The sequence below is a fragment of the Paenibacillus sp. sgz302191 genome (assembly GCF_057749925.1).
Map to the genome: position 1 here is coordinate 1 of NZ_JBYLHY010000058.1, position 21,420 is coordinate 21,420.

A 21,420-nucleotide genomic window follows, 5' to 3' on the forward strand; every position below is an offset into this window, starting at 1 on the left:
GACGACGAGGTAGATAGGTTCGAGGTGGAAGCGCGGCAACGTGTGGAGCTGACGAATACTAATCGGTCGAGGGCTTAACCTATACAATTTAACTCACACTTTACGCAAGTTTCGTATCTAGTTTTCAAGGAACAAACCTTGAATTGAATACTGTTCCCTGATAGCTCAGTTGGTAGAGCACTCGACTGTTAATCGAGTTGTCACAGGTTCGAGTCCTGTTCGGGGAGCCACATTATGGAGAGGTGTCCGAGTTGGCCGAAGGAGCACGATTGGAAATCGTGTAGGCGTCACAAGCGTCTCGAGGGTTCGAATCCCTCTCTCTCCGCCACTTTACAACTCGCAGTAAATGAAGTAATATGCTATCAAGGCCCGTTGGTCAAGGGGTTAAGACACCTCCCTTTCACGGAGGTAACAGGGGTTCGAATCCCCTACGGGTCATAAGGATTCATCATGCAAAGGAATTTGCGAAGTTGATTCCAATATCCCATGGAGGCTTAGCTCAGCTGGGAGAGCATCTGCCTTACAAGCAGAGGGTCGGCGGTTCGATCCCGTCAGCCTCCACCATATATCGACGCGGGGTGGAGCAGCCCGGTAGCTCGTCGGGCTCATAACCCGAAGGCCGCAGGTTCAAATCCTGCCCCCGCAACCAACCTCCTGAAGGTTGTGGCGTTTTATCTAGTGTGGAGCCGTGGTGTAGAGGCCTAACATGCCTGCCTGTCACGCAGGAGACCGCGGGTTCGAATCCCGTCGGCTCCGCCATTTTTAACCATGAAAGTGCAAGGCTCGGTAGCTCAGTCGGTAGAGCAGAGGACTGAAAATCCTCGTGTCGGCGGTTCGATTCCGTCCCGAGCCACCATGAACAACCTAATATGCCGTTGTAGCTCAATTGGTAGAGCAACTGACTTGTAATCAGTAGGTTGGGGGTTCAAGTCCTCTCGACGGCACCATTACTTTTTCGGTGATCCCGATTAAGGTTTAGTTTTGCGGAGGCTTAGTGAAGTGGCTAAACACGACAGACTGTAAATCTGTTCTCTTCGAGTTCGGTGGTTCGAATCCATCAGCCTCCATTTTCTTATCTAGGGGCATAGTTTAAAGGTAGAACAAAGGTCTCCAAAACCTTTGGTGTGGGTTCGATTCCTGCTGCCCCTGCCAATTTTAAACTATGGCGGTCGTGGCGAAGGGGTTAACGCACTGGTCTGTGGCTCCAGCATTCGTGGGTTCAAGTCCCATCGATCGCCCCATTTATTTCATCGAATTACATATTGGGGATTAGCCAAGCGGTAAGGCAACGGACTTTGACTCCGTCATGCCTAGGTTCGAATCCTAGATCCCCAGTACGATATGCGGAAGTGGCTCAGGGGTAGAGCATCGCCTTGCCAAGGCGAGGGTCGCGGGTTCGAATCCCGTCTTCCGCTCCATTACACTAAGGCGCCATAGCCAAGTGGTAAGGCAGAGCTCTGCAAAAGCTTTACCCCCAGTTCGAGTCTGGGTGGCGCCTCCACATTCAAGCCGGAGTGGCGGAATCGGCAGACGCACAGGACTTAAAATCCTGCGGTAGGTGACTACCGTACCAGTTCAAGTCTGGTCTTCGGCACCATGATTTACTCGCAACATTTTTATTTGCCGGCGTGGCGGAATGGCAGACGCGCTCGACTCAAAATCGAGTGGGAAACCGTGGAGGTTCGAGTCCTCTCGCCGGTATCGATGTTTACAATGAAATTCCTAATGGAGTGTATCCTTAGGAATTTTTTTGTTTTTATTATCCTTGTTTGCATGCCAAAACAAAAGCTCTCTGGAATGAATTTGCCGCGGCGAGATGCTGGAGAGGAGCTGCATAGAAGACTCATGAAATCTTTGGATTTCAGGGGTCTTCTTTTTGTTGACGCTATAAAGTAATAAAAGTGCTATGTACGTTCGATTCAATGGTAGAGCGCCGTTTCCAATTCCCGTATAATTAGTAGTCGCTTGTAAGTAACCGAGGCTCGTTAAAGGAGAATGCAGCAAGGAACTCGAAAGTGTTAGCAGGAAAACAAGCGAGGCGGGATGCATTTGAAAATAATGAACTCTGTGCGTTTCAAAATTTTTGTCGGCTTCGTGCTTGTGGTGGCGCCGCTGGTTATTTTTCTTATTTTCAACAATGTGTATTCGATGAATGTCGTACGCGATCAAATATCGCAAAATTACGGCAAGCTGTTGGAACAGTATGTGCTTGATACCGACAACACGTTGAAAGAGTTTGACAATTTTTTGCTCCATTTGTATAGCGACCCCGACGTGATCAATATGATCGTATACGATGAGCATGCGGATGAATATGTGCTCGCCAAGCAGAGGCTGTACAATAAATTGACGAAACAAATCGATATTTACAGTTTGATTAATACTTTTTTCGTATATTCCAAATCGACCGGCGATCTGTTAGTCGCAACCCGGGAAAATTCGTACTACTATGACCGGGTTCAAACGGTTAAGCAGTTGTTAGCTGAAAGCGATAACAGCAAGGCGGTCAAGACGAACGTTAACGGCAGCTGGTCAATCCTGTCTTCCGCGGACGGCACCAAGTACTTGGTGAAGAGCAATTCGGAGCTTGGCGCCGGGTTTACGATCGGTATCCTTATTCAAATGAACAGTCTGGTACAGCCGCTGAGCAATTGGGATACGGGGAGCGGTGGCGGTACGATGGCGATTTCGAAAGAGGGAGCGCCGCTTTCCAGCCGTTTTTTTGCGATGGATACGTTCAGTCAAATCCAGGATCAATTACTGCCTGCCAAACCTGATTATCATGTCGTGCGGGATGAGGAAAAGAAAGAGCAGTTTTTGATCGTAAGACAGGCTTCCACGCACGCGGAGTTCGATTACATACTCATCATTGCCGAAAAAAATATGCTCAAAAATTTGCCTTATTTGCAGGTTGTCATTTATTTTTTGCCGTTTGGCGGGGCATTTGTTTTGGCGATTTATTTGCTGTATTTGCAGCGCATTCTGTTTAAGCCGCTGACCCAGTTGATAAGAGGAATGCGGAAAATCGGCCAAGGCGAGCTGAAAGTCCGCTTAAACGAAGGCAATTCGACGGAATTTGCCTTTCTGATCGCAACGTTCAACAACATGGTGGATCAAATCGAGAATTTGAAAATCAGCGTGTACGAGGAAAAAATCAGAGTTCAGCAGGCTGAATTCAAGCATTTGCAGGTGCAGATCAATCCCCATTTTTATATGAACAGTTTGAACATTATTTACAACTTGGCGGCGCTCAAGGATACGAAGTCGGTTCAAAAAATGTCGCTGCATCTGGCCGATTATTTCCGCTTTATTATGCGGACCAACCGGACAACGCTCGCTTTGAGGGATGAAATTCAGCATATCCGCAATTATTTGGAAATTCAGGTGATGAGATATCCGGACCATTTGACGTTCGATATTCAGGTGCCGGACAAATATGCGGATACCTGCATTCCGCCGCTCATTGTGCAGCCTTTTGTCGAGAATGCGGTCATCCACGGATTTACCAAAAAATACGGCAGCTTTCATATTACGGTTGCGGCAGCGCCTGATGCGGAAATGCCTGACGACTTTTTTACATTGACGATTATGGATAACGGGGACGGCTTCAGCAGCGAGATGCTGGACAATTTAAATTCGGAGCAGTATTTGGAGCAGTCAGGGGACGATCATTTGGGCGTATGGAATGTACGGCATCGGCTGCGGATGAATTTTGGCGATCAGGTGCATGTCCGTTTTTACAATCGGGCCGACCATGGCGCAGTTGTAGCGATCAGGCTCCCGGCCGTTTCCAATATCAAGTGAAGGGACGAAAGCGCGTATGTTTAATTTGCTCGTTGTCGATGACGAAAAAATAGCGGTCAAAGGGATTTCCGTAGGAATCGATTGGTCGGATCTTCCGATCGCCCATGTATACGAAGCGCTCGATGTAAGCGAAGCGACCGGCATTCTGGCTGCGGCCAAAATCGATGTGATGATTTCCGACATTGAAATGCCCGGCGCGACAGGGCTGGATTTGCAAAATTGGGTACGGTCCCATTCCCCGCATACGGAGACGATTTTTTTGACGGGGCATGCCAATTTTGAGTATGCACAGCAGGCTATTCGGTTGGGCAGCTTCGATTATGTGCTGAAGCCTGTCGATCATGACCGGTTGAAGGAAATCGTCAAGCACGCTCTGGAGAAAATCAGAATGGATCAGGAGCAGTCGGAGTTTCATGAAACTTACAAAACGTACTACAGCCATTGGGTGAGTGAACGGCCGGTTCTGGTGGAAAAGTTTTGGCAGGAATTGATCAGCGGCAAAATGCCTCTGAACGAGGACAAGCTGATGCGCAGCTTTCACATGTACGATCTGCCGCTGCAGGCGGACAGCACGGTTCTTCCGATTCTGATCAGCGTTGAGAACTGGAAGGAGGAGTTGAACGCCAGAGACGAGGAAATTATGGAGTACGCCATCCGGAAGGCGGCCGCGGAGCTGATTGTGGAGGATCAGCCGGGCTGCGTCATCCAGGACAACGGCTCGAGTCTGGTTCTGCTCTATCATCCCGATAGCGGCGAGGCCGCCATGAAGAGGGTAAAAGAAAAGTGCGAGGCTTACATTCAGGCGTGCAACCGGTATTTTCAATGCAGCTTGTCCTGTTATTTAGGCGGCACCGGCAAAATTATGGAGTTGACCCGCAAGGTAAACGACTTGTTCAGCTTTGAAAGAAACAACGTGATGAGGAGCAATTGCGTGCTGCTGGCGGCGGATGCCGCCGATTCTCATGCCGGCAGGCAGCAAACGCCGGCATTTACGGACTGGTTCGTGCTTCTGGAAGCAGGTAAAAAGGCGGAGCTGGTGCAGCGAATCCAGGATTCTATCGACCGCTTGCAAGCTGGAGAGGTCGGCTCCGAGTCGGTGGAAGCTTTTTATTACGGCTTTTTGCATCTGATGTACCATGTTCTTCATAAAAAGGGGCTTTCGGTGCACGAAATGATCCCGTCGCAGGAATTGCAGGATTATACCGGCGCCACGAGATCGGTCAATCAGCTCAGAAACTGGGCCGTGCGCATCGCTTCCATCGGCTGCGACTATATGAACAGCCGCCTTAAAGGCGTATCCGCGGTAACCGGCAAGGTCTGTCAGTATATCGACGAGCACTTGCACGAGGAACTGAGCCGGGAGGAAATCGCGGCATCCGTGTTTTTGAATCCGGCGTATTTGTCCCGGCTGTTCAAGAAGGAGACGGGCTTGTCCATTTCTGAGTATACGCTCAAGATGAGGATGGAGCAGGCTAAAAAGCTGCTGGCCGAATCGAACGACAAAATCAGCTACGTAGCCGAGAAAACCGGCTATTCGCATTTTTCTTTTTTCGCCAAAATGTTCAAGAAATATACCGGCCTGTCTCCGCAGGAATACCGCAAGAGCTTCCACGGGACGAGCGAATAGCGCCCCGCTGCAGCGGCGATGAAGTCACATTAGTGCTCAAAGAGTCACATTACAGATAGATGCCTTTTCCAGAAAATCCTACAATAAGGGTATATAAAGATAAGGAAAGGGGAAACCGGAGCCGTGAGTGAAACAGCCAACATTGCAGCGACACGCAGCGCATCTATGAAAACATCGAGCAAAGTCCAGGCAAAGCCTTCTTTTTTGCGGACGATTCGCAAGTTTTGGATTTTTTATGTAATGATGGCTCCAGCAGCTATTCTGCTGATCATTAACAATTACATCCCGATGTTCGGCGTAGCGATAGCATTCAAGAACATCAACTACACCAAAGGAATTTTGGGAAGCCCCTGGGCAGGCTTTGACAATTTCAAGTATTTGTTTTCCAGCGAAGCCGCCTGGGTCATTACGCGCAACACTATCAGCTATAATGCGGTGTTCATCATCTTGAACCTGGTAGTCGGGGTTGCCTTTGCCATTATGTTCAATGAGATGCGCAACAAATTTTTGTCCAAGTTTCACCAGAGCACGATGTTTTTGCCGTTTTTCTTATCAATGGTGTGCGTGGCCTATCTGGTCTACGCGTTCCTTGGAGCCGAACACGGTTTTGTCAACACGGTGCTTTTCCCGAAGTTCGGCATAGAGCCGATTGATTGGTATACCGCTCCCAAATACTGGACCGTTATTTTGCCGATTGTGAATATGTGGAAAAATATTGGCTACTACACGGTCATTTACATGGCGGCTATACTGGGAATTGACAATGAGTACTATGAGGCCGCTCTCATCGACGGCGCTAACAAATGGAAACAAGTGACCCAGATTACGCTGCCGCTGATTACGCCGGTTATGGTGACGATGACGCTCCTTCAGGTAGGCAGAATTTTTTATGCGGATTTCGGACTTTTCTTTCAGGTTACGAAAAATGCCGGCGCGCTGTTCCCGACAACCCAGGTTATCGATACGTATGTGTATCAGACCTTCCTGACGATGGGCGACATCGGAATGTCCTCGGCGGCCGGGCTGTACCAGTCTGTTGTAGGCTTTGTGCTCGTACTGGCTACGAACCTGTTTGTGAGAAAAGTAAGCAAAGATAACGCACTATTCTAAAAGGAGTGGCTGTCATGAGTCAAGCAACTGTCAAGCTGAGCGGGCGGACGGCCAGAAAGCGCGGCCCCAACGAATTGTCCGACACGGCGAATTTCCTGGTCAACCTGTTTCTATGGATATATACGTTAGCCTGTATACTGCCGCTTGTTCTTGTCATTATCGTATCGTTCTCCGATGAGAAGGAAGTGTTGATCCACGGATACAACTTCATTCCGAAAGCATGGAGCATTGAAGCTTACAAATTCATGTTCAAAGACTGGCATCAAATTTTGCGTTCTTTCGGAATATCGGTCTTTCTTGCTACAGTGGGGACAGGCATAAGCCTCATTATGATGGCTTTGTATGCGTATCCGATATCCAGAAACGATTTTCCGCATAAAAACTTTTTCTCGTTCTTTATGTTCTTCACCATGCTGTTCAATGGCGGACTTGTTCCCTGGTACCTTGTGTACACGCAAATGCTGGATTTGAAAAATACGATCTGGGCGCTTATGCTGCCTCTGCTCGTATCGGCCTTTTTCGTCCTGCTGCTGAGAACGTTTTTCGCCAATTCGATTCCCGTTCCGCTCATAGAAGCGGCGAAAATCGACGGGGCCGGAGAGATTCGCATTTTCAGCCAAATCATCATCCCGCTCTCGCTGCCGGTGCTGGCGTCCGTGGCGCTGTTTCAGGTGCTCAACTACTGGAATGACTGGTTTTTAAGCCTCGTCTTCATATCGGGCAGCAAGAACATTAACCTGCAATTCCTGATGTACAAAACGATGCTGGATATTCAGTTCCTGTCATCCAACGTACAGGCGAGCCAAGGGCTGGCCCAGGCGGGAGGCATGCTCAATCTGCCTACGGAGACAGTGCGCATGGCCATGGCGGTGCTCGGAATCGGCCCGATCGTATTTGCTTATCCGTTCTTCCAGAAATACTTCAAAAAAGGGCTTACCGTAGGCGCGATAAAAGGGTAATTAGCCGCAGGCGAAGAAATAAGGGAGATTCTTGTCTTCATAGATGGAAATATAAGATCGAAATGGAATTTAAAGTTGGCTTAAGCCGGGAATAAACAAACCGGATTAGCATAAATCCAAAGAAGAAAAGGGAGGCTCACATGAATGAAAGCAGCTCGTAAAAGCGCACTAGTTTTGCTCATGATGGTTTTTTCGTTGTCCCTCGTGTTGGCTGGATGTGCCAAGGATCAAGGTTCCTCTGGCAGCAGTTCGCCTGCACCGACTTCCAGCGACAAGCCGGCCGAAACGAAAGCGGCATCCGGTTCCGATCTGAAGCCGTATGAGGTTAAGCTGGTCTATCCGGGAACCGCTCAGCCGGATCAAGCGAAAGTGGAAGCGGCAATGAACAAAATTTTGCAGGAGAAGATCAATGCTACAATTAAACTGATGCCGATCGATTGGGGGCAATGGGATAACAAGGTGAACCTGATGATCGCATCCCACGAGCAGTTCGACATCCTGTTCACCGCTCAATGGAACGGACATGCCGTCAACGTCGGCAAAGGAGCGCTGCTGCCTCTGAACGATTTGATCAACCAATACGGCAAAGGCATTACCGAGACGTTGGATCCGGCCTTCCTAGAAGGGGCCAAAATCGACGGCAAAAACTACGGCGTGCCGACGAACAAAGAGCTGGCAGCATCCGGCGGCGTCGTGTACCGCTCTGACGTAGCCAAAGAGCTTGGCATCGACTTGAGCAAAGTGAAAACGATTCAAGATTTGGAACCGATTTTGAAAACGGTTAAAGAGAAGAAGCCGGAAATGACTCCGCTGTTTTTAAGAGACGGCGACAACCTGAACAGTCACTATTTAGCGCAGTATGATGCCCTTGGCGACAGCACAGTTCCCGGCGTCATCCTGAAAGACGGAGACAGCACGACTATTATCCCAAAATGGGATGAGCCGCGCTACAAGGAAATTATTAAAGTAACCCGTGACTACATGCAAAAAGGGTATATTAACAAAGATGCTGCGACAACGCAATTGTCGGGACAGGATGCTATGAAATCCGGCAACGTATTCATGGTACCTTCATCGTTAAAGCCGGGTAAAGACAGTGAAATGGCAAATGCTACCAATCTAGTAGGCAAGCTGAGCCAAGTTGAGATGACTTCGCGCACCATTACAGATACTATGGGAGCGATGCTGGGTATTTCCGTAACGTCCAAAGACCCTGCTCGCGCTATGATGATCATTAACATGCTGCATACGGACAAACAAATCAACAACCTGCTCAACTTCGGTATCGAAGGCGTTCATTACACGAAAGTTTCCGACAACATCATCAAAGCGACGGATGCCGCCAAAAACTACGCGCCGGGCGTTGCTTGGGAGTTCGGCAACCAATTCCTGAACTACTTGTTCGATAATGAAGATCCGCAAAAGTGGGAAAAATTCAAAGAGTTTAACAAAAGCGGCAAAAAATCTCCCGGATTCGGCTTTACGTTCAACTCCGAGCCTGTGAAAACGCAAATTGCCGCCGCCGTAAACGTGCAAAAAGAATTCGATGCAGCACTCGATACGGGCTCCATTGATCTGGATGCAACGCTTCCTAAATATCAGGAAAAAATGAAAGCGGCGGGCATCGACAAAATTATCGCCGAAAAACAAAAGCAATTCGACGCTTTCAGAAGCGGCAAAAAATAAGACACGCAAAAAGTTGTGCCGAACGGTTGGGCTGTCCCCTGACCGAGCGCAGGGGCAGCCGCCCGCCCGGATGAACAAGTCCGGGTTGGGCGGCTGCCCTTTTTTAGCGAATCGGCGGGAACACCCGAACATGAGGCAGCGGCCCTCCATATGGTAAAAATGAGGTCAAAACGCCATGTGGAGGTGCAGGGACTATTAATTACCTGGATATGCTGACAAAACTGGGGATTGGCAATGCGCATCCCGGAGGATTTGGAGAAACGATCGAGCAGATTCGCAACTATCCGATCGGGCAGGGGCAGAAAGTGCTGGAAGTCGGCTGCGGTACGGGCCGGACAGCGTGTTTGCTGGCCGAGCAGGACTGCGAGGTAACGGCTGTGGACATTCGCCCGGAAATGATTGCGAAGGCCAGAATCAGAGCGGAGAAACAGGGCGTGCAGGTGCGGTTTCTGGAAGGCGACGCCTGCCGGCTTCCATTCGATGACAACAGCTTCGATGTCGTCATGGTCGAATCGGTGACGAACTTTGCCGGCGCGGATGCGTCGATTCCGGAATATCGCAGAGTGCTTGTTCCGGGAGGAACTTTGTACGATCGGGAAGTAATTCGCACTAAGAATATGAAACCGGAAATCGAGCAAGCTATTTGCGAATTCTATGGCGTGAAGGCTTTGCACAATGCCGATGAATGGGGGCGGCTGCTGGAAGCGGGCGGCTTCGGGCAAGTGAGGAACTCGGGCATTCAGCCGTTTCCGCTGACGATGTGGGAGGATACGGTGCAGCACCCGGACCCGGTTCATTTGTCGGATCAGCAATCTTTATTCGATCCGCAAATATGGAAGCTCACCGCCAAGTACGATGAGCTGATGAATTTGTATCACCGTTATTTGGGATATACGCTTTTGATAGGAGTCAAGTGAAATAAGCAGGCGCGGAGGAAGGAATTTGCCCGGGTTGTGGCGAAATATTGAGAAATATTATCACTTGGAGGCTGCTTGCATTGGATCTGCCATTCATTACAGAACGAATTCCGAACCGCAAAGGAAAAGAAATATATGAGTTGATCCGCCGTCAAGGGACCGTATCCAAAACGGACTTATTGGAGGCAAGCGGCATGACCGTGAGCACATTGACGCGGCTGTTGGAGGAATTGACGAGCCAGGGCCTCATTCTCGAATCCGGCTTCGGCATCTCGACCGGCGGCCGCAGGCCGATTTTATATGAAATGAATCCGGCCTATGCTTACGTCTTCGGCTTGGAAATTTCAAGGACGCTTTCCAAGCTCGTGCTCGTCGATCTCGCTATGAACAAGCTGGATTCGCGCAGTTGGGCGATGTCGGTGGAGATGACTCCCGATGTGTTGACCGGCTTCATTGCGGACGAGGCGGACCGGATGCTGGCTCAGCATCGAATCGCCAAATCCGCCGTGCTGGGGGTGGGCATCGGGGCGGTCGGCCCGCTGGACCGGATCGCGGGCGTCATTCTTGAGCCCTCGTACTTCCCGGCTCCCGGCTGGAAGAACGTAGCCATATGCCGCATGCTCGGATCGCGGCTGAGTTTGCCCGTCTTGCTTGACAACGGCGCGAATACGGCGCTTTTGGCCGAATCGTGGGTGAACCGCTCGCAGAGCTTCAAGCATCTGCTTTATGTCCACGCCGGAATCGGCCTCCGTTCCTCCATGGTCTCGGAAGGGAAGATCATCTACGGCGCCGTGGATATGGAAGGATCAGTCGGCCAGATGATCATTCAGACCGACGGCGTATCGCACCGCGATGCCGGGGGCAACTACGGCGCGCTTGAATCGTACGCTTCGCTGTATGCCGTTGAAAAAGCGGCCCGTTCCGCGCTGAAGCAGGGGAGGGCAACGCTCCTCTCGCAGCTGGTCGACGATCCGGAGCAGCTGCAATATCGGCATGTGCTCGAAGCGCTCAAAAAAAATGATCCCCTGGTCGTGGAGATCATGACGGAAGCTGCGACCTATTTTGGGATCGGGCTTGCCAACTTGCTCAACATTTTGCATCCCGAAAAGGTGATCCTCGGGGGGCCTCTTCTGGCAGAAGGCGAGCTGTTTTTCCAAATCGCCACACAGGTCGCGATCCGTAAAGCTTACTATTATCCGGCTTATCAAGTCGTCTTCAGCAAAGGCAATCTCGGCGAAGAGGCTTTGGCTATTGGCGCCGCCGTTATGGTGATGAACCAGTTGATCAAGCTTTAACCGACTTCAGGAAATCGAGCAGCAGCGAGTTGAAAGCTTCCGGGCTTTCCATAGGCGTCAGATGGGCCGCTCCCGGAACAATATGAAAGCTCGCGCCGCGAATACGTTCAGCCATCGATTTCATCACTTCCGGCATCGTAATCGGGTCGTGCTCGCCTGCGATGACAAGGGCCGGCACATCGATCGCTGCGAGCAGATCCACGGAATCCTCGCGGAAAGCCATAGCCAGGCTGGCGTGGACGAGCCCTTCCGGCTGCATCTCGTCCATCACGGCGCTCAGTTCCCGGACGAGTTCAGGCTGCGTTTGCCGGCTTTCCTCGGAAAGCAGCTTGGGCAGCATAGCGTCCCTGGCAGCGGCGGCGCCTTTTTCGTAGAGGGAGGCCGCCATGTTCATCCGGTTTTTGCGGCCCTCCTGAGGGTCGGCTTCCGGACGGGTGTTGGCCAGCACAACCGCCGCAAATCGCTCCGGCGCCTTGCGCAGCAGCGAGAACACTACATAGCCGCCCATGGAGAAACCGCCAAGGACGGCTTTTTGTATGCCCAGCTTGTCCATCAGAGCGAGGACATCGTCGGCATACCGGCTTAGCGCGATGTTGGATGCCGGGACAGCGGACTGCCCCATGCCGGCGAGGTCCGGGATGATGGCCCTATAACCTGCGGCGGCAAGCGCATCCGCTTGACGGCTCCACATCCGGTGGTCCAGCGGAAACCCGTGCAGCAGGATGACCGGGAGCCCTTCTCCCTGGCTTTGGCCCAGATCTTGAACAAACAATTGAGATTCATGAATCGTCATTTTCACGGATACCCTCTCCTCCGGTTATGTCTTGAAGTTGTTTCCTTTTCATCGTACACGAATTGATCCCGGTTTTCCATCTCCGCCCTGCCGAAGCCGCTTTTTGAGCGCTCGCCAAGGGCTTTTTTCATATTCGCGGGCGTAGAACGGCATTCTGATCGGCAATAACACGCAGCGCGGTAGAAAACCTCATAGTCGAATAAGACTAGTATGGGGCTTCAAGGGCCGTAATATGCCCGAGTTGCTGGAAATTACTTCTATATAACGTGTCCGAATCAGGACGATTTTAGTTCCAGGGAAGTAGAAAAATAGCGAACGATATCGAAAAAGTTATGTAATATACCAAAATATTATGGTTAACTCATACTTCCCTAACAATTGCTTGATATCCTCAAATCATCGCGAATCCATTAACCATTTTAAGGCAACGAAGGATACAGTATGAAGAATTGGAGTTGAATCGAATGACAAAAAAACCGTGGTCTACGCAAGAATTGGACAAACTTATTCGACTTTCCAGCGAGTGTCCCCCCGTTGTTATTGCCAAAGAACTATCCCGCCCCGTGACATCAGTCCGTAAAAAAATGAGGGAAATCGGGATTAGTTATGTAACCGGAGAACAATGGAAAAAACGACAAATTCAGTACCTTATCTCCGACGAAGGCAGCTTGTACAAAAATCAGGTAAGCCCGTCGCCGCAAAGCTCCGATCTGGAGTCCCCAGTGCTTGACGAGTTCTGGAAAACGCTAGTAACGATGGCGAGATTGGCAAAAAAGAGAGGGAAGCGGGTCGACGTGCTCTCTTTTATCGATACATACCGAAAAATACGGACAGGCGGTTAAAGTTTAAGCCTGCTGTCCTGGATAGGCGGACTACAGCCGCCCGCCCTACTTAAACTGCAAAAGCACATACAGCCTCCGGACGGGGCCGCTCAAGACGAGACGGTTCCGGCGGAGGCTTTTCTCATTTTTTTGTTGCAAGATGGTCTGGAACGATGTCGAAAAAACGAAAAAAACGCTGTCGATTCATGTATTGGAAGCGGTTACTTGTAATTTATATGAACCGGCGCGGATAAAGCCGGGCCTTTCGTGTTAGGAGCGTCCTAAAAAAATAAGGTAAATTTTACTAGTAACCTCTAATAAAATTATTTATTAAAATACCGTAACTAGTATATCTTTCCTAGTGTTTTATTATATGTAAAGTAAATATATCTATATAAATACAAATTCTACAAATATTCGACAAAGGCAAACCTATGGAAACGTAGGGACGCAAAGCCATGGCCTAAGGCATCGCATTACTTTTTCACAAGAGATGAGATGCTATGGTCGACAGGTTGCCGGGTAACAGGGGCTCCCCTTTTATTCGGGGTGGGCCTTTTTCGCTTTGGGGTGTTAAAATTTTTCAAAGTTTCCAAGACCAAGAGATTATTTCGCATGATGGGGGGAGTAATTATGCAAAAGCACTTTTTACCATTAACGCATGCTCAAAAACGGATTTGGTATACCGAGCAGTTTTATCCCGAAACCAGCGTTTCAAATTTGAGCGGTATCGTTAAATTAAAATCCGCAGCGGGGATCGACGACCGGATGTTGAACCGGGCCATTCGTCATGTGGTCCACAGCAATGAAGCGCTGCGCTTTAAGCTTGCGCTTGATGAGGCGGGCGAACCGCGGCAGTACGTTGCCGATTGCGAGGATTTTGATATCGAGTGGGTGGAAGTTCGTCAAACGGGAGATATCGATGCCGTGACGGAACGGGCGCAAACGGAGGCCTGCCGGCCGATGGCGCTCTACGATAGCGAGTTGTTCCGGTTTATCGTCTTCAAGATCGGCCCTGCGGAGATTTGGCTTTTCGCGGCAGTGCATCATATCGTTTCCGACGGGATTTCCATGGTGCTGCTGGGGAATCAGCTCATCGATCGCTATTTGGAGCTGGTCAAAGGAACCGACGCCCTGCAAACGAGCCAGCCCTCCTATGTGGAATATATTTTGAGCGAAGCGGAATATGAGAAGTCCGAACGGTTTCAAAAGGACCATAAATTTTGGAATGCCCAGTTCGATTCCATTCCGGAGACCGTGTCTCTCAAACGAGGGGATTCCTATTTGGTCGAGACGGATGCGATTCGATTGACGGAAGAAGTGCCCGCTTTTTTACATGAAAAAATCGGAATGTTTTGCCAGGAGCATGGGATCAGCGTTCTCTCGCTGTTTTTAAGCACTCTCCATATTTATATGTCGAGAGCGACGGGGCAAACCGAGACGATTCTGGGGACGTTTATGGGCAACCGTACGAACGCAAAGGAAAAACAGATGTTCGGGATGTTCGTTTCCACCATTCCGGTAAGAGCTCACGTTGATGAGAACGCGGATTTCCTCAGCTTTGCCAAACGGATCATGAAGGATCAATTGGCGGTCATCCGGCATCAGAAATATCCTTATAACCAGTTGATCAGTGATTTGCGCGTCAAGCATGGACAATTGAACCGGCTGTTCGGGATATCGCTCGAATATCAGGTCATGTTATGGACGGAAAAGGAAGGTCTCTCTTACATGATCGAGCCCCTGTTCAGCGGGCATGAAGTGAACGATATTTCGATCCATGTCAAGGACCGGCCGGATACGGGCATGCTCATGATCGATATGGATTATCGTTCGGAAATATTCGAACCGGAAGAAATAAAAGCTTTGTACCGCCGGCTATTGACTTTGCTGGACCATGCGCTGACCTTTCCCGAGAAGGCGATCCGGGAGCTGGCATGGCTGCCGCAGGCCGAGCAGGAATGGCTGCTGCAGCAGGGAAGGAGCCCGCGTCTGGGATATGACCGGGAAATGACGCTGCATGGCTGGTTTGAGCGGCAAGCCGCACGGAATCCCGAGCAGACTGCCGTATTCTTTGAAGGCGAACAAATGTCCTACCGGGAATTAAACGAACGTGCTAATCGCCTGGGTCGTCTTTTGCGTGAAAAAGGAGTTGTGCCGGACGCGCCGGTCGCGATTTTGCTGAACCGGTCCGAACGGGCGATCATCGCTATGCTCGGCATCCTGAAAGCCGGCGGAGCTTATGTGCCGATCGACCCCGGATTTCCGGAGGAAAGAATCCGGTTCATGATCGCGGATTCGGGCGCGAACATCGCTGTGACGGAAGCGGAGCTGGCCGGCCGATACGATTTGCCGGTATCGGAACAAATCGTCTTTGAAGACGTGGAGACGTCCGGGGTGAGCAGCGGCGGGAATTTGCCGCCGAGTGCCGGCTCCGGAAATTTGGCATATATCATGTATACCTCGGGGACGACCGGCAAGCCGAAAGGCGTCATGATCGAGCATCGGCAAGTCTGCCATTTGATCGAGGGATTGCAAAGGCAAGTATATGAGGCGTATGAGCCAGGCCTCCATGTGGCGCTGCTCGCTCCTTTTCATTTCGACGCATCGGTTCAGCAAATTTATGCTGCGCTGCTGCTGGGACATACGCTGTATATTGTTCCCCGAGCAAAGGTGACGGAGGGGCGGACTTTAGCCGGGTATTATCGCGACCACGCGATCGAAGTGACCGACGGTACGCCGGCTCATTTGAAAATGTTGGCTGCGGCAGCGGATGAGTCCCGCGGATTAAGTCTGCGCCATTTACTGATCGGAGGAGAGGCGCTGCCTCGCGAAACTGTCGGCAACATATTTGATTTGTTTGCCTCAGAGGAACTGTCCCCTGCAATCACTAACGTGTATGGGCCGACAGAATGCTGTGTCGATGCTTCCGCCTATGACATTACGCAAGCTGCCTTCCATTTGACTCAAGGGAGCGTTTATCTGCCAATCGGCAAACCGCTTGGCAACAACCGCTTTTATATCCTGGATGCCTATGGGCGGCTGCAACCTCCGGGGGTGGAGGGTGAATTGTACATTGCCGGAGATGGAACAGGCCGGGGGTATTTGAATTTGCCGGTACTTTCGTCCGCCAAATTCGCTCCCGATCCGTTTGTGCCGGGTGAAATGATGTACCGTACGGGGGATATCGCCAAGTGGCTGCCGGACGGGAACGCAGCATATGCCGGTCGGATCGACGATCAGGTCAAAATCCGCGGGTACCGGATTGAGCTTGGCGAAATCGAAGCCGTGCTCCACAAGCATCCGGAAGTCGGCAAAGCGGTGGTGCTGGCTCGTCCGGAAGCGCAGGGCGGAGCGGAGCTTTGCGCCTATCTGGTCTGGAAAAACCGGGAGCGGCCGGCCGCTCTCTCCGAACTGCGCAAACATCTGGCGGTCGAACTGCCGGATTACATGCTTCCGGCTTATTATGTAGAGCTGGACGAAATTCCGCTCGCCTCAAGCGGCAAGATCGACCGGAGAGCCCTGCTGCAGCATGAGGCGGCAGCAGCCGGCGGCGCGGAATATGTCGCTCCGGGAACCGGCCGGGAGCAGCAGCTCGCCGATCTTTGGCAGGAGGTTCTCGGCATCGCCCGCGTCGGGATTTACGACAATTTCTTCGAGTTTGGCGGGCACTCGCTGAAAGCGATGACGCTATTGTCCCGCATACATAAGCAATTGGGCGTGGAGCTGCCGCTGCAGGTATTGTTTGAGACGCCGACCGTACACGCCGTTGCGCGGTATGTTTCCGAGGCGGGCCGCAAGGGATACCGGGGGATTGAACAGGCTGCGCCAAGGGAGATGTATCCTTTGTCCTTTGCCCAGCAGCGCGTATTTATCGTTAGCCGGCTGGAGGGAGCGGGGATCGGCTACAATATGCCGGCAATCGCGATGATCGAAGGTTCGCTGGACGTCCTGCGGCTTGAGCAGGCCTTCCGCGAGCTGATCGGGCGGCATGAGGCGCTGCGCACCTCTTTCCATACCGTCGACGGCATTCCGCTGCAAAAGGTGCATGACGACGCGCCTTTTGAAATTACGCTAGCCGAAGCTTCCGAACCATCGGTCGAAGCCTTGATGGCCGCATTTGTCCGTCCGTTCGATCTCGGACAAGCGCCGCTCCTGCGGATCGGGCTTGTCCGGGTTAACGAGAGCAAGCATATGCTGCTGTTCGATATGCACCATTTGATTTCCGACGGCGTTTCCATCGGACTGATTTTGCATGAGCTGGCCGGGTTGTATGGCGGGGACGACCTGCCTGAGCTGCGGCTGCAGTACAAGGATTACGCGGTGTGGCAGAACGAGCGGTTTGCCCAAAGCGCCCCGGAAGGGGAGAAATACTGGCTGCAGACGCTGAGCGGAGAGCTGCCGGTCCTGCAGCTGTTGACCGACCGTCCGCGCCCTGCGGTGCAAAGCTTTGAAGGCGACCGGGTGTCGTTCATCGTGAACAACGATGTAAAGGACAAGCTGAACCGGCTGGCCGAAAAGAGCGGAGCCACGCTGTACATGGTGCTGCTTGCGGCCTATTGCGCGCTGCTGTCCAGATATACGGGGCAGGAGGATATGATCGTCGGCACGCCAACCGCCGGCCGGAACCATGCCGATACGGAAGGTATCGTCGGCATGTTCGTCAATACGCTGGCGATCCGGGTTAAACCGGAGCGGAGCCATACCTTTGCCGATCTGCTGCAGCATGTGCGCCTTTCGGTGCTTAACGCTTTTGAGCATCAGAGCTATCCGTTTGAACGGCTGGTGGAAAAGCTGAATCTGCCACGGGATTTAAGCCGGAATCCGCTGTTTGACACGATGTTTATTTTGCAAAATGCTTTTGCGGAAATTCCGGAAATCGGCGGCATGAAGCTGTCGGTCCGGGAAACGAATTTCCGGGTGGCCAAATTTGATCTGACGCTGCAGGTCAAGGAAGAACAGGAGGGCCTTGTGCTCGACATGGATTACAGCACCCGGCTGTTTCGGGAAGAGACGATCCGGCGTATGCTCGGCCATTACATAAACCTTCTTGAGGGCATCGCCGCCGATCCGGGACTGGAGTACGGACGGTACGAATGGCTTGCCGACGAGGAAAAACAGCGGATCTTGACCGGCTTCAATCCGGGAGTGACGGAATATCCGCTCGAGAAGACGATCGTGCAGGTGTTTGAAGAGCAGGCGGCGTTGACGCCGGACCGTCCGGCGCTCGCTTTTGAAGGGATGCTGCTTACTTACGCCGGGCTGAACGAGCGGGTGAATCAGTTGGCCGGGGCTTTGCGCGCCCAAGGGGTTGTTCGCGGGGCGGTCGTTGCCGTGCTCGTGGACCGGTCGGTGGAAATGATCGCGGGGATATTGGCGATTGTGAAGGCCGGCGCAGCCTACGTGCCGATCGACCCGGAGCATCCCGCGCAGCGGATCGGGCACTTTTTGACGGACAGCGGCGCCTCCTTGCTGCTCACGCAGCGGCCGCTGGCGCATCTGGCCGAGCAGGCCGGATACGAGGGCGCGTATCTGTTTGCCGATGACGAATCGCTTTATCAGGGGGATGCTTCCAATCCGGAGCCGGAGTTCGCGATAGAGCCGGGGGATCTGGCGAACCTTACCTACACGTCAGGCACGACGGGGAACCCGAAAGGCAACATGGTCACGCACGCCAACATTTTGCGCACGGTAAAAAACGCCAACTACATGCAGGTCACCGGCGAGGACGTTGTGCTGGCCCTTTCCAATTATGTGTTTGACGCCTTTATGTTTGACGTATTCGGGGCGCTGCTGAACGGAGCCAAGCTGGTAGTTATCCCCAAGGACATCGTCATGGATATAGCCAGGCTGCCGCAGGTCATTGAGCAAGAACGCGTTTCCGTGCTGATGATCACGACGGCGCTGTTCAATCTGCTCGTCGATTTCCGCCCGGACTCCCTCAGCGGCATCCGCAAGGTGCTGTTCGGCGGGGAGCGCGCTTCGGTGGATCATGTGCGGAGAGCCTTGCTTGCCGCCGGCCGGGACAAGCTCCTGCATATGTACGGTCCGTCGGAAAGCACGGTGTTCGCCACTTATTATCCGGTGGATGAAGTGGCTGAGGATGCCGCGGCGATTCCGATCGGCAGACCGGTCAGCAACACTTCGGTTTATATTTTGGACGCGAATCTGCAGCCGCAGCCGGTCGGTGCGGCCGGGGAGCTGTGTATAGGCGGAGAAGGGCTGGTTCGCGGTTATTTGAACCGTCCCGAGCTGACTGCGGAGAAATTTATCGCTCACCCGCTGGCTGGGGGAGGAAAAATTTACCGGACAGGGGACCTGGCCCGCTGGCTGCCGGACGGCAGCATCGAATTTATCGGCCGGATCGACCAACAGGTCAAAATCCGCGGCCAGCGGATCGAGCTCGGGGAAATCGAGCATCGGTTGGTCGCTCACGAGGCGGTCCGGGAAGCCGTGGTGCTCGCTTTGGAAACCGCCGCGGGCGAAAAGACGCTATGCGCCTATTTCGTCGCCGATCGGCCGCTTTCGGACGGCGAGCTGCGCGAGCATGCCGCAGGGGAACTGCCGGCTTACATGGTGCCGGCCGCATTCGTGCAGATGCCCGCGCTGCCGCTGACCGGCAACGGGAAGGTGGACCGCAGGGCACTGCCGCTGCCGGATCTCCAAGCGGCCTCCCGCTGCGCGGAGTATGCGGCGCCGGGCAATGAAACGGAAACCAAGCTGGCGGAGATTTGGCAGGAAACGCTGGGCGTTCGGCAGGTTGGGGTGAACGATAACTTCTTTGAGCGCGGCGGCCATTCGCTGAAAGCGATGGCGCTGCTTGCCCGGATTCACCGCGAATTGCAGGTGGAGCTGGCGCTTAAAGAGTTGTTCCAATTTCCGACGATCGCGGCGCTGGTCCAGGTGATTGCCCGGGCCGAGCAGCGGGAATACGAGGTCATTCCCGCGGTGGAGAAACAGGCGGCTTACCCGGTATCTTCGGCGCAAAAACGGCTGTATGTATTGCAGCAGCTGGAGGGCGCGAAGAAAAGCTACAACATGCCTTCCGTTTTACGGCTCAAGGGCAAGCTGCGGCTCGATCGGTTCGAGGCCGCGCTCCGTGAGCTGGTGAACCGGCATGAAGCGCTGCGAACGTCTTTTGCCATGGAGGACGGAGAACTGCTGCAGCGGATTAGCGGCGATGCTCAAATTACGCTGGAGCACATCGAGGCGGAGGAGCAGGAAGCAGCGCGGATCGTCGAGCGGTTTATAGCTCCATTTGATCTGGAGCAAGCGCCGCTGTTCCGTACCGCGCTGATCAAGCTCGCTGACGACGAGCACCTATGGCTGGCCGATATGCATCATATTATCTCCGACGGAGCATCGGTCAGCGTGCTGATCGAGGAAATAACCTCGCTATACGCGGGGAAAGCGCTTGCCCCGCTGCGGATTCAATATAAGGATTATGCCGTATGGCAGCAGTCGTTCCGGCTGACGGAGCCGTACCGCAGGCAGGAGGCTTATTGGCTGGAGCAGTTTGCCGGAGAGGTTCCGGTGCTGGAGCTTCCCGTGGATTATCCGCGTCCGGCGGTGCAAAGCTTTGCGGGCGACCGACTGAGCTTTACCGCGGATGCCGCGCTGACCGGGGCGCTGCGCAAGCTGGCGCAGGATACGGGAACTACGCTCTACATGGTGCTGTTGGCGTCGTTCGGCAGTTGGTTGGCCAAGCTGAGCGGCCAGGACGAGATCGTGGTGGGCTCGCCGATTGCCGGCAGGCCGCATGCCGATTTGGCGCGGATCATGGGGATGTTCGTCAATACGCTGGCGGTACGTTCCTTCCCGCAGGGGAATAAGACATATACAGCCTACTTGGACGAAGTGAAGCAAACGCTGCTTGGCGCCTATGAAAGCCAGGATTATCCGTTTGAAGAACTGGCCGCAAAGGTGCAAAGAGAGCGGGACCTGAGCCGCAATCCGCTGTTTGACGCCGTGTTCGCCATGCAAAACGCCGACTTGCGGCAGCTGGAGATGGAAGGCTTGCGGTTGGAGGCTTATCCGTTCGAACATAAGACCGCGAAGTTTGATCTATCGCTGACCGCCGCTGAGGATGGGGATACGGTCCGCTTCGAAATGGAATACAACACTTCTTTGTTTAAACCGGAAACGATCCGGCGCTGGAGCGGTCTGTTCCACACGCTGCTGCGCCAAATTGCCGATCGGCCGGATTCGCGGCTCTCCGAATTCCGTCTGCTGACGGAAGCGGAGGTTCGGCGGATTTTGGACGAGTATAACGACAGCCCGTTGGACGTGCCGGAGGATGCGACGATCCATCGGCTGTTCGAGGAGCAGGCGCTGCGGACGCCGGACCGTCCGGCGGTAACTTATCGCGGGCGGTCGTGGACGTACCGGGAGCTGAATGCGCGGGCGAA

10 protein-coding genes, 16 tRNA genes, 1 rRNA gene and 1 riboswitch are annotated in these 21,420 nt (G+C 52.9%); of the genes, 26 read left to right on the forward strand and 1 reads right to left on the reverse strand.

Going from position 1 to position 21,420, the window contains the following annotated elements; all coding sequences use genetic code 11:
* The 24 genes from AC3G2T_RS37760 to AC3G2T_RS37875 all read left to right on the forward strand — a co-directional run.
* A 23S ribosomal RNA gene (locus AC3G2T_RS37760) occupies positions 1–82 on the forward strand; the annotation flags it as partial.
* Positions 83–154: 72 nt separating this feature from the next.
* Positions 155–230 (forward strand) — tRNA-Asn (locus AC3G2T_RS37765).
* A 6-nt stretch (positions 231–236) separates the two neighbouring features.
* A tRNA-Ser gene (locus tag AC3G2T_RS37770) sits at positions 237–328 on the forward strand.
* Between the two features lie 38 nt (positions 329–366).
* Positions 367–438, forward strand: a tRNA-Glu gene (locus AC3G2T_RS37775).
* A gap of 50 nt (positions 439–488) precedes the next feature.
* A tRNA-Val gene (locus tag AC3G2T_RS37780) sits at positions 489–564 on the forward strand.
* An 8-nt stretch (positions 565–572) separates the two neighbouring features.
* A tRNA-Met gene (locus AC3G2T_RS37785) sits at positions 573–649 on the forward strand.
* Between the two features lie 33 nt (positions 650–682).
* Positions 683–759 (forward strand) — tRNA-Asp (locus tag AC3G2T_RS37790).
* Positions 760–780: 21 nt separating this feature from the next.
* Positions 781–856 (forward strand) — tRNA-Phe (locus AC3G2T_RS37795).
* Positions 857–871: 15 nt separating this feature from the next.
* Positions 872–947, forward strand: a tRNA-Thr gene (locus AC3G2T_RS37800).
* A 38-nt stretch (positions 948–985) separates the two neighbouring features.
* Positions 986–1,067: transfer RNA gene (locus AC3G2T_RS37805), tRNA-Tyr, on the forward strand.
* A gap of 11 nt (positions 1,068–1,078) precedes the next feature.
* Positions 1,079–1,152 (forward strand) — tRNA-Trp (locus tag AC3G2T_RS37810).
* Between the two features lie 13 nt (positions 1,153–1,165).
* Positions 1,166–1,241: transfer RNA gene (locus tag AC3G2T_RS37815), tRNA-His, on the forward strand.
* 22 nt (positions 1,242–1,263) lie between these two features.
* A tRNA-Gln gene (locus AC3G2T_RS37820) sits at positions 1,264–1,335 on the forward strand.
* An 8-nt stretch (positions 1,336–1,343) separates the two neighbouring features.
* Positions 1,344–1,418, forward strand: a tRNA-Gly gene (locus tag AC3G2T_RS37825).
* Positions 1,419–1,427: 9 nt separating this feature from the next.
* Positions 1,428–1,501 (forward strand) — tRNA-Cys (locus AC3G2T_RS37830).
* A gap of 7 nt (positions 1,502–1,508) precedes the next feature.
* Positions 1,509–1,597: transfer RNA gene (locus AC3G2T_RS37835), tRNA-Leu, on the forward strand.
* A 25-nt stretch (positions 1,598–1,622) separates the two neighbouring features.
* Positions 1,623–1,701 (forward strand) — tRNA-Leu (locus AC3G2T_RS37840).
* Between the two features lie 357 nt (positions 1,702–2,058).
* Positions 2,059–3,804 (forward strand): sensor histidine kinase, encoded by a 1,746-nt coding sequence (locus AC3G2T_RS37845; protein ID WP_488438677.1) that lies wholly within the window; start codon positions 2,059–2,061, stop codon positions 3,802–3,804.
* A 16-nt stretch (positions 3,805–3,820) separates the two neighbouring features.
* Complete coding sequence (locus AC3G2T_RS37850; protein WP_488438672.1) at positions 3,821–5,431, forward strand: response regulator transcription factor; 1,611 nt, start codon at positions 3,821–3,823, stop codon at positions 5,429–5,431.
* Between the two features lie 165 nt (positions 5,432–5,596).
* Positions 5,597–6,541 carry an ABC transporter permease gene (locus tag AC3G2T_RS37855; protein ID WP_474680242.1) on the forward strand — a complete coding sequence of 315 codons (945 nt, stop codon included), beginning with the start codon at positions 5,597–5,599 and terminating at the stop codon, positions 6,539–6,541.
* 14 nt (positions 6,542–6,555) lie between these two features.
* Positions 6,556–7,500 (forward strand): carbohydrate ABC transporter permease, encoded by a 945-nt coding sequence (locus tag AC3G2T_RS37860; RefSeq protein WP_488438673.1) that lies wholly within the window; start codon positions 6,556–6,558, stop codon positions 7,498–7,500.
* Positions 7,501–7,644: 144 nt separating this feature from the next.
* Positions 7,645–9,186, forward strand: a complete 1,542-nt coding sequence (locus tag AC3G2T_RS37865; RefSeq protein WP_474679866.1) for an ABC transporter substrate-binding protein — start codon at positions 7,645–7,647, stop codon at positions 9,184–9,186.
* A gap of 209 nt (positions 9,187–9,395) precedes the next feature.
* Positions 9,396–10,103, forward strand: coding sequence for a class I SAM-dependent methyltransferase (locus AC3G2T_RS37870; RefSeq protein WP_488438674.1), 708 nt, complete (start codon positions 9,396–9,398; stop codon positions 10,101–10,103).
* Positions 10,104–10,183: 80 nt separating this feature from the next.
* On the forward strand, positions 10,184–11,398 hold the full coding sequence (locus AC3G2T_RS37875) for an ROK family protein (RefSeq protein WP_488438675.1): 1,215 nt from the start codon (positions 10,184–10,186) through the stop codon (positions 11,396–11,398).
* Here AC3G2T_RS37875 and AC3G2T_RS37880 read toward each other — a convergent pair.
* A complete protein-coding gene (locus AC3G2T_RS37880) occupies positions 11,388–12,191 on the reverse strand; it encodes an alpha/beta fold hydrolase (RefSeq protein WP_488438678.1) in 804 nt (267 codons plus the stop codon). The genes AC3G2T_RS37875 and AC3G2T_RS37880 overlap by 11 nt on opposite strands.
* Before the next feature lie 464 nt (positions 12,192–12,655).
* Here AC3G2T_RS37880 and AC3G2T_RS37885 point away from each other — a divergent pair, with 464 nt between their 5' ends.
* Together AC3G2T_RS37885 and AC3G2T_RS37890 are read left to right on the forward strand one after the other, a co-directional pair.
* Positions 12,656–13,033, forward strand: a complete 378-nt coding sequence (locus AC3G2T_RS37885; RefSeq protein ID WP_474679869.1) for a hypothetical protein — start codon at positions 12,656–12,658, stop codon at positions 13,031–13,033.
* Between the two features lie 394 nt (positions 13,034–13,427).
* Positions 13,428–13,535, forward strand: a riboswitch (cyclic di-GMP riboswitch).
* Between the two features lie 110 nt (positions 13,536–13,645).
* A partial coding sequence (locus AC3G2T_RS37890) for an amino acid adenylation domain-containing protein (protein ID WP_488438676.1) occupies positions 13,646–21,420 on the forward strand: 7,775 nt, incomplete at its 3' end.

What these genes read in the sequence shown, in the direction of transcription:
- AC3G2T_RS37845 (WP_488438677.1), top strand. Translation starts at nt 2,059, where the DNA reads ATGAACTCTGTGCGTTTCAAAATTTTTGTCGGCTTCGTGCTTGTGGTG.
- AC3G2T_RS37850 (WP_488438672.1), top strand. Translation starts at nt 3,821, where the DNA reads ATGTTTAATTTGCTCGTTGTCGATGACGAAAAAATAGCGGTCAAAGGG.
- AC3G2T_RS37855 (WP_474680242.1), top strand. Translation starts at nt 5,597, where the DNA reads ATGAAAACATCGAGCAAAGTCCAGGCAAAGCCTTCTTTTTTGCGGACG.
- AC3G2T_RS37860 (WP_488438673.1), top strand. Translation starts at nt 6,556, where the DNA reads ATGAGTCAAGCAACTGTCAAGCTGAGCGGGCGGACGGCCAGAAAGCGC.
- AC3G2T_RS37865 (WP_474679866.1), top strand. Translation starts at nt 7,645, where the DNA reads ATGAAAGCAGCTCGTAAAAGCGCACTAGTTTTGCTCATGATGGTTTTT.
- AC3G2T_RS37870 (WP_488438674.1), top strand. Translation starts at nt 9,396, where the DNA reads ATGCTGACAAAACTGGGGATTGGCAATGCGCATCCCGGAGGATTTGGA.
- AC3G2T_RS37880 (WP_488438678.1), bottom strand. Translation starts at nt 12,191, where the DNA reads ATGACGATTCATGAATCTCAATTGTTTGTTCAAGATCTGGGCCAAAGC.
- AC3G2T_RS37885 (WP_474679869.1), top strand. Translation starts at nt 12,656, where the DNA reads ATGACAAAAAAACCGTGGTCTACGCAAGAATTGGACAAACTTATTCGA.